9 protein-coding genes are annotated in these 13,274 nt (G+C 57.5%); 1 reads left to right on the forward strand and 8 read right to left on the reverse strand.

The genetic code is table 11. The annotated features are described in order from the left end of the window. Positions 1–191 precede the first annotated feature (191 nt). On the reverse strand, positions 192–1,577 hold the full coding sequence (locus EQV97_RS05005; protein WP_240888555.1) for a hypothetical protein: 1,386 nt from the start codon (positions 1,575–1,577) through the stop codon (positions 192–194). Positions 1,578–1,893: 316 nt separating this feature from the next. Here EQV97_RS05005 and EQV97_RS05010 point away from each other — a divergent pair, with 316 nt between their 5' ends. Next, positions 1,894–2,448: a hypothetical protein gene (locus EQV97_RS05010; RefSeq protein WP_240888556.1), complete on the forward strand. Its 555-nt coding sequence runs from the start codon at positions 1,894–1,896 to the stop codon at positions 2,446–2,448. A 112-nt stretch (positions 2,449–2,560) separates the two neighbouring features. On the opposite strand, the gene EQV97_RS05015 is transcribed toward EQV97_RS05010, so the two are convergent. The 7 genes from EQV97_RS05015 to EQV97_RS05045 all read right to left on the reverse strand — a co-directional run bounded on the left by EQV97_RS05015 (position 2,561) and on the right by EQV97_RS05045 (position 13,261). Then, a complete protein-coding gene (locus EQV97_RS05015; protein WP_163019436.1) occupies positions 2,561–4,138 on the reverse strand; it encodes a hypothetical protein in 1,578 nt (525 codons plus the stop codon). 162 nt (positions 4,139–4,300) lie between these two features. Then, on the reverse strand, positions 4,301–5,242 hold the full coding sequence (locus EQV97_RS05020) for a hypothetical protein (protein WP_240888557.1): 942 nt from the start codon (positions 5,240–5,242) through the stop codon (positions 4,301–4,303). A 423-nt stretch (positions 5,243–5,665) separates the two neighbouring features. Beyond that, positions 5,666–8,050, reverse strand: coding sequence for an RND family transporter (locus tag EQV97_RS05025; protein WP_163019435.1), 2,385 nt, complete (start codon positions 8,048–8,050; stop codon positions 5,666–5,668). A gap of 15 nt (positions 8,051–8,065) precedes the next feature. Then, the gene (locus EQV97_RS05030) at positions 8,066–9,118 is read right to left on the reverse strand and encodes a YCF48-related protein (RefSeq protein WP_122839676.1); all 1,053 of its coding nucleotides are present in this window, start codon (positions 9,116–9,118) and stop codon (positions 8,066–8,068) included. A 387-nt stretch (positions 9,119–9,505) separates the two neighbouring features. Then, positions 9,506–12,163, reverse strand: coding sequence for an aminopeptidase N (pepN, locus tag EQV97_RS05035; protein ID WP_240888558.1), 2,658 nt, complete (start codon positions 12,161–12,163; stop codon positions 9,506–9,508). Positions 12,164–12,173: 10 nt separating this feature from the next. Continuing rightward, a complete protein-coding gene (locus EQV97_RS05040; RefSeq protein WP_240888559.1) occupies positions 12,174–13,004 on the reverse strand; it encodes a DUF2797 domain-containing protein in 831 nt (276 codons plus the stop codon). Further along, entirely contained in the window at positions 13,001–13,261 is a 261-nt protein-coding gene (locus EQV97_RS05045) for a DUF1315 family protein (protein ID WP_122839673.1), read from the reverse strand. The genes EQV97_RS05040 and EQV97_RS05045 overlap by 4 nt, the downstream gene beginning before the upstream one ends. Between the last annotated feature and the right edge of the window lie 13 nt (positions 13,262–13,274).

The raw sequence follows: 13,274 nt of genomic DNA on the forward strand, positions 1-13,274 counted from the left end.
CAGTTTTCTCCCTGTTAACCAGTCCTTGATGCAACTCAGACGGCTTGGCTATTCAAGTTTGCACGTGGCTTCAACTGCACAAAGCGCGCAGGCTGCCAAGGCATCCAGGCTAAAATCACCTGGCCTATAACCGTGACCGCTGCCTGCCCACCCTGATTCTTCCAGCGCATGGCCTTCGCTCAGCTTAATGGTCATCGCGGCAATAACGTCAGTGAGCTGGGTGCCACCCCTGGCAATGACGCCCCTGACAGCGGCAACTGCACAGGCCCGATGGCCGCAGACGAGGGAGGGCCAATCATGGGCCAGGCCGGAGCGGGCGGTGCGAGGGGCGGTCCATTGGGAGGCGCCTGCTCCGCCCACTGACCTCCTTCCAGCATTTTATCCAGGACCAGCTCCTCGAGCAGATCCCAAACGGGCACTTTCTGCGGGTCCAAAATAGCGAATTGCGCCAGATACCTTTCAGCTCTAGGAAAGCTATTGTTGGATCGCGTCGCCAATGCCGCCGTCAATAGGCGCTGTCGCTCGCCGTCGCTGACCGGCCCCACCATTTTGAAGTACTTATAACAGGTTGACCATCTCAAGTAATAACCCGACCAGGCGGGCGTCCTGCCGCCATCACGTCGATCCGACAACAACGCCATTTCTAACACTTGGCCATCTGTCGTTGTCGGAAACTTGAACTTGTTCCTGTAATCGCGTAACAACTCAAGCGTTCCGAAGTCTCCTGCGTTGACCAATTGCCTTGCCTTCGCCTTAATAGATGCCGGCGAGGAAAAGTATTCACACACCCGCTGCGTATTCTTACCTTGAGTAAGCCGATACATAAGGTCCTCGTTGTCATCAGTCGGAAAAACGCGCGCAATCGTTTTCGCATAAGCATGGATGATGGCCCGATTGGGAAATGCCCCGCTATCGAGTAAGTTCTGGACAAGGTGCGGAGGCACTGATCTCTCAGGCACTGAGTAGTGTATGGCCCAGGCAGGCCACCCGCCCTCGCCCCGATGACGCGGCATAGGGTTGAACCAATCGTAAAGAAGCCATTTTTTTAGAAAATCACCGTCGGGCCATTGCGGAAAATTAAACGCATAAAGCGCCATCTCGGCGAGTGCAGGGTCCGGCAAAACGACCTCTGGAGCCTCCAACCCGACCAATCCGCATGCACGCCACTGTAACGGGGTCGTGACCTCCGCCCTGGCGCCGTTAGCAACACGCCAGAGACCACGGTGCCAGCGTAACGGCCGGTCCCCGCCATCCGAAAAGCTCGGAGAGGACATCAGCACCGTCTCCCAGCCATCCGGCGAATGCACCTCGACTGCGCCCCCTCCTCCCTTAATATAAAACTTGTCGTCACAGGAGTAGATGGTGCTGTTGTCGGCCCGCCTGGTGAAGAATATGAGGTCCTTGAACTGCACACCAGCCCTCCTGCCGGAGGTCTCCGCGTGCGGCCCGGCCATCACATTGACCGAATTTCCCACCGACTGCACCTGGCCCCTTACCTGCCCCGAGAAAAGAGGCATGGAACTATTGACGAACTGGCCTGAAAACCCGGCGGGACCCGGCGTGCGATTGACGTCCATAAATATCCCTTCCTTTTAGCGGCCTTTGATGTTCCTCACTGACGGCCAGCACTTTGAAGTCTGCACCTGGCTTTAACTTGCACAAAGCGCCTATGCGGCCAACGCCGCTGGGTGTCCTTGGCAGGGGTAAAAATACGCCGGCATATTCTCGCCGAGGATGTTTGTATTCTGCCCCCCCTCCAGGGTGCGAACACCTCGGCATCGCCGCCAACGACCCGGATATGCCCGAGTCAATAGTGCGAATGAGCGCTTTATGCAAGCGAAAAGGCTGGGCGAGGTAGAGCTTGAATGGGTGTTTTGAGAGAAGTGAATACACTTGACATATTTATCACCAGTAGCGCAAACCGTCTCGATACCTCAGGTAGCGCTGCGTCAGCGCTTCTCTGGCTTATTGTCAGCCGGTAACGGTTCAAACAAACTGACCTCGGTAACGGTAAGCGCCCTTCATCAAACCCGGTCTTCAGGTCAGGCGGGGGTAAAAACAAGAGAAGAACAGTTCAACGAAGAGCTGATTGCCAATGTCAATCTACTGTCGAGCAAGCCGAACGAGCACACCGCCAGAAGCATGAGTAAGGGCTTTAAGACTCTAGACGGCGCCATAAGGCAATTGCTGCAGGAACTTCTACTGAGCCAGCAACGACTGACCGAAAGCATCGCAGACCTCTATAAAAATACTCAACCAGTAATGAGGGAAGACCTCCTTGAATTAAAGCACTCTTTACTCTACGTTAACGAGGCAATTGGAACCCTGGAAAGCCTGATAAAACGCCAACAAGAGCGCGCAGCACATAGACACATTGATAGGAGTTTTACGCACAAACCTATTGGACGAGGCTTGACCTTGGCCATGAGGTTTTTATCCTCCCGATGACCAAAAAATCAATTCCGGCAGAGCCGCAGTATAAAATACACCGGTGCAACGGCTTGATGCCGATCAGTCAAGAACTGTGGGAGCGCGCTTGTTTGTGTTGTCAAATTTTAAACTAATCGGCATGAGGCTTAACGGACGCCTTTAAGAAGAACTTGCTGTACAGCCGCTGACAAAATTCACCGTAATGGATACCCTTCCCTGTGTCGTGTTTTTGCTCAGGCCGTTTCAAATGCGCGTTGTTAAAACATCCGGGAGCTGTGTCATTGGCCGGGTAGTGCATATGGGCAAGGGCCCAGAGCATGGGCGTGCCCTTGACCTTGACCCATATCTCAAACTCATCGAGGTAGTCCGGTTCCTTGATTGGCTTGTTAGCGACAGAATATGACACCGCGCGCTCAAGGGGCTTTCGGTGAATTGTCTGGGTAATCTGCAGTAGATTAAGCTCATACAAATACTCTAAGTGGGCAATGATCGGCGCGGCGTGCACAGTCATTTCAAGACGTATGTTTTCACCTTCCTCGACAAGCTTCGTCGCTTCAGCTTTCAGGGTATCAGCCATTTCACCGGCACGCTTTTGATCCCCGGCATCGCACAACCCCTGCTTGCTCTCTTCGACTTCGTCGGCGAAGGCGCGGAGCCTATTAGCCTGGCACTCAAAATCTGCATATACGCCCACAGGACTCCACTTGGACTGACGAAGAGAGTATTGGCCCTTTTTTCTGCATCGGCCCACTTCCGACATCCTGTCTTGCTGATGCTTCTCCAACTCACTCAAACTGAGTGTACGGGTGCTAGTTGCAGCACCACTGACCCTGATGGCAGGTTCATACTTCACGTACAGCTGCCGGTTAGGCGAACGGTGATAGGTTGCCGTGCGCTGACCATTTCTATCCAATGTATAAACGACATCGGGATTGTCCTTGCATGGCTTGCCAGACAGGGTTTTCACATTGCCCGAATCGTTATCCGCTAGCGTGGTGAACTCGATCAGATTAGTCGGCTTGGCACCGGCGGCTTTGCTTGATTTCGCTTTGGCAGGCCTTTCAGGAGGGCGCTTGAATACCTGGCTTGAGCTTTTCATCCGCCTACTCGGTTTATCCGGTTGGCGACTTGGTAATTCATTGAGCATGCTCATTAAACGATCTTGCTCTTCTCGCAAGCAAACCCGAAGATCGTGGATTTTTTCAATCAAAATTTTCTGGGCATCGATTGTCTCTTTTATCTTAGACACCGTACCGTTTGACGTGAGCTTTAATTTCAATTCATCGTTAGAGTCAAGCTCTTCGAGCTTCTCAGTGTATGAATGTGCACGCCACTCATATTGAGCTCCGATCCACTGATAGGTTTCATCCAGGGGGCGCAGCAGTTCAAGATGTTCTTCTATTTTATCCCTTTGTTTTGATGCAAGAAAAATGTACGACGCCTCACAATCCAACCGTCTAATCTCATCGTGCTTCTTAATCACAAAGTTCAACATGCCGACAGGGTTTTCAGTGAAGCTCGTTTGTTTCAGCTCGTGGAAATAAACCCTCCTGACAGGGGCCTCTTTCTCCAAGGTACCGGCCACGCCCAGCAACAATGCACACCAGCGATCATCGAACTCATGAGCTGCGTCCTGCGCTGCTTGTTTGTTCTGTTGCCATGCCTGCTTCTTTTGTGCAAGTGAAAGAACAGGCATCTTTCCGCCCAAGGACACTCCTGAAGTATAAGGGCTGTTCTTCGTGCCCACGAGCTCGCCGTTCACAGTATTGCGCTGCGGAGACCGGGACTTCTGGGGTGAAGTGATACTGCCTGCGCGATTCGACCCCTGAGCGCCGTCAACTGGCACATCCACCTCCGAAGTTTTGTGGCGTCACTTGCCCTCCTCCTCGCCACCGGGGTGTTTTACGTAGCCGTGATAAGGCCTTTTCCTGTGGCTGAAGTCCTCTGGCTCCGCAGTCCTATTGCCTGCCCATTCAGGCGGAGTAACATTAACGGCCTCGCCGGAATCCGGCGCCGGACTCGCCCTGAGCGTATCGTATAGCCAATAAGCAGCGCTGGTTACAGCACCGCCGGTTAGAAAAGTGCCGCCTGCCACTAAAGCGGTGGCGAAGGGCGATTTGCAAAATCTCGACACACCGCCTGTCACCACAGACGATGCCTCTCGAACGCCGGGGGGAAACTGCACATCGTTAGTTAGCACTTCATAGCGAACTTCACCATCCGCCATAACACCGGGCAACCAGAACGTAGGCCTCAGTTGATCGGCAATCGTCTGGCTCGGACCTTGGTCTGTCAGTGCCCCGGCACGGGCCTGCGGCGGCGGTGAAGACGAGAGTAAACGATGCACGTCCTCCATCTTCTGCCCCCAGCAAGGGGCCTGCGACGAGGCCCCTCCCTGATGATCCGCTGCACGCGTAAATCGCTTGATAACGGCCTTTGGGCGCTGGCCAGACTGGATTCCTTCCTTGAGTCCTTGCTGGATTTTTCCAAACTCCAGTTCTAATGGAGAATCAGCCTCGAGTAACCACTCTATCAGGTCGTCGATGCCCCCCTGTAAATCCTTGGTATTGCACCCATGTTTGTTCAGTTCCCACTCGAAGCATTTTTGCAAAGAGTCTCTTGCGAGCAAGCAGCCGGGCCGAGCGTACAAGGGAGATTCGCTCAGATTCTTGGCGGATAAGGGTTTTTTTTGTTGATAAGACCCGTGGCGTTGAAGCAACATCGTCCGCTGTTTCTGCTCAGTAGCGCTGGTATTGAAGGGCGAAGCAAGGCCGATATGTGCATTCCCTGAAGCGACCAACTGCTGATGCATGGCAGTACATGGCGAAAGGGCGGCTGGCACGGACGAATAAATAGTGTTTGTTATAGGACTCAACCGCGTAGCAATACCAACTCCCATATACCTCTCCTGTGTTGGGGAAACTTCGATCAAGACCTCTCTTGTGCGGGAACGGCCACGAGCGACAGTCACAGCCATTAAGCGCCAGCGCCCAAGCAAATTTTTGCAAAAAACGCTCAAACCCCCAAATGACAGACGTGCCGATGTGTAACTGGCTAATTTCAGGCACGACGCCTCACAGCCCCCTGCCGGGTGTGTAGAGGACTTTCACCTCCAAGTCACCCGCGAGGCCACCACAGCCAAAATGATTGCGCTGACGAGCAACGCGCCACGCGTGGCGCACCACAAAAAAAAAAGCCGCAACACTGGTTGCGGCTTTTCTATTTCAGCCCGGGATCAGTGAGCGAACAACGAGTTGCCCTTCTGCCCCGCCAGTTTCTCCGGCTTGATCAGGAACCGCGCCAGCGCCGGCAACAGCCACAGCGCACCGAACATGTTCCAGAGCAGCATGAAGGTCAGCATCAGGCCCATGTCGGCCTGGAACTTGATGGCCGAGAAGATCCAGGTGCACACACCGATGGCCAGGCACAGGCCGGTGAACAACACCGCCTTGCCGGTGGATTTCAGTGTCTGGTAGTAGGCTTCCTGCAATGGCAGGCCGGCACGCAGGAAGCTTTCCAGGCGGCTGTAGATGTAGATGCCGTAGTCCACACCGATACCCACCCCAAGCGCCACCACCGGCAGGGTCGCGACCTTCACACCGATGCCCATGAAGGCCATCAGGGCGTTGCCCAGTACCGATGTCAGTACCAGCGGCAACACGATGCACAAGGTCGCCGCCCAGGAACGGAAAGTGATCATGCACATGGTCGCGACACAGAGGTAGACGAGGATCAGGATGGTCAGCTCCGACTCCTTGATGACTTCGTTGGTCGCCGCTTCGATCCCGGCATTGCCGGCCGCCAGGATGAATTCCAGGCCATCCTTGTTATTTTCCTTGGCGAACTCCTGTACCGCATGCACCGCGCGGTCGAGGGTCTCGGCCTTGTGGTCGTTGAGGAACACCAATACCGGCGCCAGGGAACAGCTGTTGTTGTACAGCCCATCCGCCCGGGCGATGGAGTTGTTCAATACATCCGGGTTACGTGACAGGGTTTCCCATTTCAGGTTGCCCTCGTTCATGCCCTTGATCATCTGCTTGGACACGGTCACCAGCGAGATCGCCGACTGCACGCCCTCGGTGTTTTGCATCTTCCACATCAGCTCGTCGATGGGCGCCATGGCTTCATAGCGCGAGCAACCCTCGGACTTGGTCTTGACCATCACCACCAGTACATCGGAGCTGGTGGAGTAATTGCTGATGATGAAGTTGTTGTCCTTGTTGTAGCGCGAGTCCGGACGCAGTTCCGGAGCACCCTGGTCGAGATCGCCGATTTTCAGGTTCTGGCTGTACCAGAGGCCGCCACCGAAGGCCAGCAGCGCCAGGACGATCGACACCGGTGCGACTTTCGGGCTGGCAAAGTTCGACAGCAGGCGCCAGAACGGGTGTTCGCGGTGTGCATCCTTCTTGCTGCGCTCCACGGCGCGCTTGCTGATACCGACGTAGGAAATAGCCACTGGCAGCAGGATCAGGTTGGTAAACACGATAACCGCCACGCCGATCGACGCGCCGATCGCCAGCTCGCGAATCACCCCGATGTCGATGATCAACAGCGTGATGAAGCCCACGGCGTCGGCGAGGATTGCGATCATCCCGGGCAGGAACAACTGGCGGAACGTGCGCCGCGCAGCGGTCAGGGCGTTGTCCGCCTCGCTCGATTGCAAGGCGATGCCGTTGATCTTCTGCACGCCATGGGAGATCCCGATGGCGAAGATCAGGAACGGTACCAGCATCGAATACGGGTCAAGCCCGAAGCCGAAGAAGTGCATCAACCCGAGCTGCCAGATCACCGCGACCAGCGTCGTGCTCAACACCGCCACGGTGCTGCGCATGCAGTTGGTGAACCAGTACAGCAGGATCAGGGTGATGACGAAGGCCACGCCGAAGAACATCACCACCATCACCAGCCCGTCGATCAGGTCGCCGACTTTCTTGGCGAAACCGACGATGTGGATCTGGACATTGGGGTTCTGTTTCTCGAACTTGTCGCGGATCTTGTCTTCCAGCTCGTGGGAGAACTTGCGGTAGTCCAGGGCCAGCAGCTTGCCTTGGTCCTGCGGGTCCGGATAGGACTCCAGCAACGGGATGTCGACGATGCTGGACTTGAAGTCGTTGGCGACCAGGCGCCCGACTTGTCCGGACTTGAGCACGTTGTTGCGCAGCAGGTCGAGGCTTTCCTGGGAACCGTTGTAGCTCTGCGGGATGACTTCCCCCCCGGCAAAGCCTTCTTCCGTCACCTCGGTCCAGCGCACGCTGGGGCTCCACAGCGATTTGAGGCCGGAGCGGTCGACGCCGGAAATGTAGAACACTTCGTCGTTGATCTGACGCAGGGTCTCCATGTATTCCTTGGAGAAGATGTCGCCGTCAGTGGCTTCGACGGAAATGCGTACCGTATTGCCCAGGTTGGCCAGGTCGTTGCGATGCTCCATCATCTTCTGGATGAAAGGATGTTCCAGCGGGATCATCTTTTCGAAACTGGTGGAGGGTCGAATCAGCGTCGCCTGCCAGAACAGGAAAATGCTGACCAGCAGGCAGATGGTGATCACTGCCGGGCGGTTGTTGAAAATCAGGCGCTCGAGGAACGTCGCCTTGTCCTGGTGATGACTGGTCATGGATGTCATAGCTCCGCCTTATTGTTATTTGCCCAGCTCGGCGCCGGTTAGCGAAGTAGCGCGAACGCCGCCCTGTCCTGCCAGAATCAGATTGCCATTGCCCGCCGCTGTCACCGCCGAGACGGAGATGCGGTCGGGGCGATTGAACACGCTGAAGGTTTCGCCGTTGTCGGTGCTGCGCACCACACTGCCGCCGTTGCCGACGATGACGATGGAGCCGTCGTCGAGCAAGGTCGCACCGGACAGGCCGAACTCCAAAGTGCCCCGGGTGGCCTGCAGTTCAACCGGCTCCCAGGTGGTGCCGAAATCGATGGAGCGAAACAGATTGCCGCGCAGGCCATAGGCCAACAGGGTGTTGGCCTGAGCGGTACCGATCACGCCAAACAACGAGCCTTCGTATGGGCCTTCAAGTTTTTCCCAGGTCTGGCCCCAGTCGGCAGAGCGGAACATGCTGCCCTGCTCGCCCACGATGAACAGCCCGGCGTCCTTGACGGCGGCAATGCCATTGAGGTGGAACTGGTCTTCGTTATCCAGGCGATCGCTGACATCTTCCCAGTGCTTGCCACCATCGCTCGTGGCCAGCAGCGCGCCGTAGGCGCCCACGGCGAAGCCGCTGTTGGCGTCCTGGAACCAGACGTCGAGCAGCGGCGATTCACGTTTGAGGTCTTCGAACTGTTTGGTCCAGGTCACTCCACCGTCTTCACTGGCAAGGATCTGCGCGTCATGGCCGACCGCCCAGCCATGCTGGTCGTCGACGAAGAACACCGAGGTCAGCAGTTGCCGGGTTGGCACCTTGGCCTGGGTCCAGCTGGCGCCCTGGTCATCGGAATACAGGATGTGCCCGCGATCGCCAACGGCTATCAGGCGCTTGCCGGCGTGCACGACGTCGAGCATCAGGCTTTTGCTGGCCTTGGCCGATTCAACGGAATAAACAACGTCGGATGCCGACGCGGCAGCGGCCAGCACTGGCGCCGACCACAGGGCACAGCCCAACAGCGAGAGCGCTGTAGCCAGCAACGCGATTTTGCGCAATGCCGGCGGGCGGCAGCTACCCACACCCATGACAGGCTCACTCATAGACCTTTCCCCCATTATTATTGTTAGGTCGTTCAACCCTTCAGGGCGCCGTAAGGGTGCTCACGCTGATTGCCTGTCCTGGAGCATAGTCCTGAAATGCGCAATCTAGAGCCCCTTCGGAAGCTGGCTTATCCTATCGGGGTTTGGAAAGGTCTGACAATCGACGCCGCGTTATCTTTTGTTAACTGGCGGGATAAGGGGTGACGGTGATGGCAGGGTATTGAAAAAGGTGATAACCCCCCCTGTAGGAGCTGCCGAAGGCTGCTCCTACAGGGGTACAGTTCAGCGGGGAAACAGGGACAGAGTGTGGACGGATATCACGGGTAGAGTGCAGTGGGATAGCAGGGCCAGATTGCCGCAGGATAGGGTTATCCTGCGGCATTGGTATCAGGCCAGGCTTTTGCTGACCACCTCAAACACATCGCTGGACAGTTGGCCCGACGCGCGAATGCGCTCCAGTTCGCCTTTCATCAGCGCCTGGCGGGCCTCGTCGTATTTGCGCCAGCGGGTCAGCGGCGCCAGTTGCCGGGAGGCGATCTGTGGGTTGAAGCCGTTCAGCTCGATCACCAGATCCGCCAGGAAGCGATAGCCCGAACCATCGGCCGCGTGGAAGTTGATCAGGTTCTGCCCGGCAAATGCACCGATCAGGGCGCGGACCTTGTTCGGGTTCTTGATGTTGAACGCCGGATGTTGCATCAGCGCCTTCACCCGCTCCAGGCCGCCCGGTAACGGGCTGCCTGCCTGGACGCTGAACCACTGGTCCATGACCAGGGGATTGTCCTTGAAGTGCTCGGCAAAGCTCGCCAGGGCCAGGGCCTTCTGTTCTTCGAATGGCGAGTTGACCAGCACCGCCAGCGCCGTCAGGCGCTCGGTCATGTTGTCGCTGGCCTCGAACTGCTCCAGGGTCGCGGCCAGGACTTCGGCTTTTTCACTGAGCATCAGGTAGGACAGCGCAATGTTTTGCAGGGCACGACGCGCGAAGTGTTCGGCTTCGGCAACGTAGGGCGTGTTCTTCGACAGGTCACGGCTGGCCTGGTAACGCAGCCACAGCGGCTCGAACAGGTTGTTCGCCAACTGCTCGCGGGCATACTCCCGGGCGGCATGGATGGCGTCGACGTCGGCCACTTCGCTGATTTCCGTCAGGTAGGCTTCGCCTGGCAGCGAGAGCATCTCGGCGACCATGGCCTGGTCCAGTGTTTCGTCAGTCAGCACGCTGTGCAAGGCTGTAATCAGACGCTGATCAAGCACCAGCGCTTCACCTTTCTGGTAATCACCAATCAGTTCCTGCAGCACCTGCACCGACAATTGCTGGCCGGCTTCCCAACGGTTGAAACCGTCAGTGTCATGCTGCATGAGGAACATCAGCTGATCGCGGCTGTAGGGAAAGCTCAGCTTCACCGGCGCCGAGAACCCGCGCAGCAACGAAGGCAGGGGTTGTTCGGCGATATCGACGAAAGTGAACGTCTGTTCGGCTTCGGTCACCGAAATCACCCGCGAAGTGCCCTCGGCACTGGCTTCGCCTTGCAGACGCAGGGCCATTTCGCCTCCCTGGCTGTCCAGCAGGCCCAACTCGACCGGGATCACGAAGGGTAGCTTCTCGACCTTGTCGGGGGTGGCCGGACAGCTCTGGCGGAAGGTCAGGCTGTAGGTTTTCGCGGCGGCATCGTAAGACTCGCTCACCGCCAGGCGCGGGGTGCCAGCCTGGCTGTACCAGCGCTTGAACTGGGTCAGGTCGACACCGTTGGCGTCTTCCATCGCCTTGATGAAATCGTCGCAGGTCACGGCCTGGCCGTCATGGCGCTCGAAGTACAGATCGCTGCCTTTGCGGAAGCCCTCGGCACCGAGCAAGGTGTGGATCATGCCCACCACCTCCGAGCCTTTCTCGTACACGGTCAGGGTGTAGAAGTTGGAAATCTCGATGAAGCTGTCCGGGCGCACGGCGTGGGCCATGGGGCCGGCATCTTCGGCGAACTGGTGGGTACGCAGGTAGGCCACGTCCTGGATACGCTTGACTGTGGCCGAGTTCATGTCGGCGGAGAAACCGGAATCGCGGAATACGGTGAAGCCTTCCTTGAGCGACAGCTGGAACCAGTCACGGCAGGTCACGCGGTTGCCCGACCAGTTGTGAAAGTATTCGTGGGCGACAATCGCCTCGACGCGCTGGTGAGCGGCGTCGGTCGCGGTCTCGGCCCGGGCGAGCACGGCGCTGGAGTTGAAGATGTTGAGGCCCTTGTTTTCCATGGCGCCCATGTTGAAGTCGTTCACTGCGACAATCATGAAGATGTCCAGGTCGTACTCGCGACCATAGACTTCTTCGTCCCAGCGCATGGACTTTTTCAGGCTGTTCATCGCGTGCTGGCACTTGTCGATGTTTTCCGGCTCGACGTAGATGCGCAGCGCCACGGAGCGGCCGGTCATGGTGGTGAACGTGTCTTCGACGCACCACAGGTCACCGGCCACCAGCGCGAACAGGTACGCCGGCTTCATGAACGGGTCTTCCCAGGTTGCCCAGTGCCGGCCATCTTCGTCAGGGCCTGAAGCGATCGGGTTGCCGTTGGACAGCAGCACCGGATAGCTGTGCTGCTCCGCCATTACCGTGGTGGTGAACTTGCTCATCACGTCCGGGCGGTCGAGGTAATAGGTGATCTTGCGAAAACCCTCGGCCTCGCACTGGGTGCAGAACATGCCGCTGGATTTGTACAGGCCTTCCAGGGCGGTGTTGGTTTCCGGGTGGATCCGCACGCTGGTGTCGACCGTGAACGCAGGGCTGGTCGGGTGCAGGGTCAGATGATTTTCGGTCAGTTGGTAATCGCTCTCGCTCAACTCGCTGTCAGCCAGGGTCACCGACAGCAGTTCCAGCTGCTGGCCATCCAGCACCAGCGGCGGCAGGCCCGGGCCGCGCTCGGGATTACGGCGCATCACCAGTTGCGCATGGACCAGGCTGTGGTCCTCGAACAACTCGAAGGTCAGGTGCGTCTCGTCGATCAGGTACTCGGGCGCCTGATAGTCCTTCAGGTAGATCATCTTCGGTTGTTCGGTGCGCATGCTGGAGTCCTTAACTATGCACGGCGAGCTGATAAGCCGTGTATTTACGAATATTGATCACGCCGGTGTCGAAGATCAGGTACTGGCCCTTGATCCCCAGCAGCGTGCCTTCGGCAATCGGGTTCTTGTCCAGGTTGAAGCTGACGATCTTGGCCGGGTACTGCTCGACCGGATAGCGGATTTCAATGGACTCGACGTCGGCAATGGTCTGGATCGCCTGCAGGCCGAATCGTTCCTGCAAACCTTGCAGCCCCTCGGCGCAGCTGTCGAACAACTGGTCACGGATTTGCGCCAGGTCCACGGACACTGCCTCGCCCTTGAGTAAAGCACGCCAGTTGGTCTTGTCCGCGACCTGACTGCGGAACAGGTCCTCGACAAAGCCCGACTGCTGGCGGGTCGACGCCCGCATGATCGGCAACGCCTGGCGCGCGCCCTGATCGATCCAGCGGGTCGGCAGCTGGGTGGCGCGGGTAATCCCCACTTTCACCCCTGACGAGTTGGACAGGTAGACGATGTGATCGGTCATGCAGAACGTCTGGCCCCACTCCGGATCACGGCAGGTGCCGGCGTCGAAGTGGCAACGTTCAGGGCTCATGATGCACAGGTCACACTGGGCCAGTTTGGTCATGCACGGGTAGCAGTAACCCTGGCTGAAACTGGTCTTGGTCTTGCGTCCGCAATGGGAGCAATGGATCGCCCCCAGGTACTCCAGGCGAACCGTGGTGCCGATCAACGGATTGACCGGCACCTCGGCATCACCCAGACGAAACGCGTACTGCACATTCGGCCCGTCCAGGCGCGCCGACATCTTGCTGATTGCACCGCGGCCAATCTCGATCAATGGATGGCATCCGACTTGAACAGGATATTGGGCACTTCAATCGACTTGGAACTGCACTCCTGCGGGCCCATATAGCCGGTCCGCTGGTCTTCGGGCAGGTTCTGGATTTCCCAGGCGATCATCGCCTGCAGCGACAATTCCCGTTGTTCGGCGGTGAGTTTGCCACCGTCGGACCATTTGCCGATTTCCACCGCCAGTTTCAGGCTCTCGTAGATATCGGGGGTGATGTTCTTGATCATTTCGTTAAAAGAGGACATTGGGTCTCCGCGC

This window comes from Pseudomonas sp. TMW22090 (genome assembly GCF_022496665.1).
In the GTDB taxonomy this organism is placed as follows: domain Bacteria; phylum Pseudomonadota; class Gammaproteobacteria; order Pseudomonadales; family Pseudomonadaceae; genus Aquipseudomonas; species Aquipseudomonas gregormendelii.

Excerpts from the sequence above, each read along its gene's own strand:
- EQV97_RS05020 (WP_240888557.1), bottom strand. The coding sequence starts at position 5,242 with ATGCATCAGCAGTTGGTCGCTTCAGGGAATGCACATATCGGCCTTGCT.
- EQV97_RS05045 (WP_122839673.1), bottom strand. The coding sequence starts at position 13,261 with ATGTCCTCTTTTAACGAAATGATCAAGAACATCACCCCCGATATCTAC.
- pepN (WP_240888558.1), bottom strand. The coding sequence starts at position 12,163 with ATGCGCACCGAACAACCGAAGATGATCTACCTGAAGGACTATCAGGCG.
- EQV97_RS05030 (WP_122839676.1), bottom strand. The coding sequence starts at position 9,118 with ATGAGTGAGCCTGTCATGGGTGTGGGTAGCTGCCGCCCGCCGGCATTG.
- EQV97_RS05025 (WP_163019435.1), bottom strand. The coding sequence starts at position 8,050 with ATGACATCCATGACCAGTCATCACCAGGACAAGGCGACGTTCCTCGAG.
- EQV97_RS05005 (WP_240888555.1), bottom strand. The coding sequence starts at position 1,577 with ATGGACGTCAATCGCACGCCGGGTCCCGCCGGGTTTTCAGGCCAGTTC.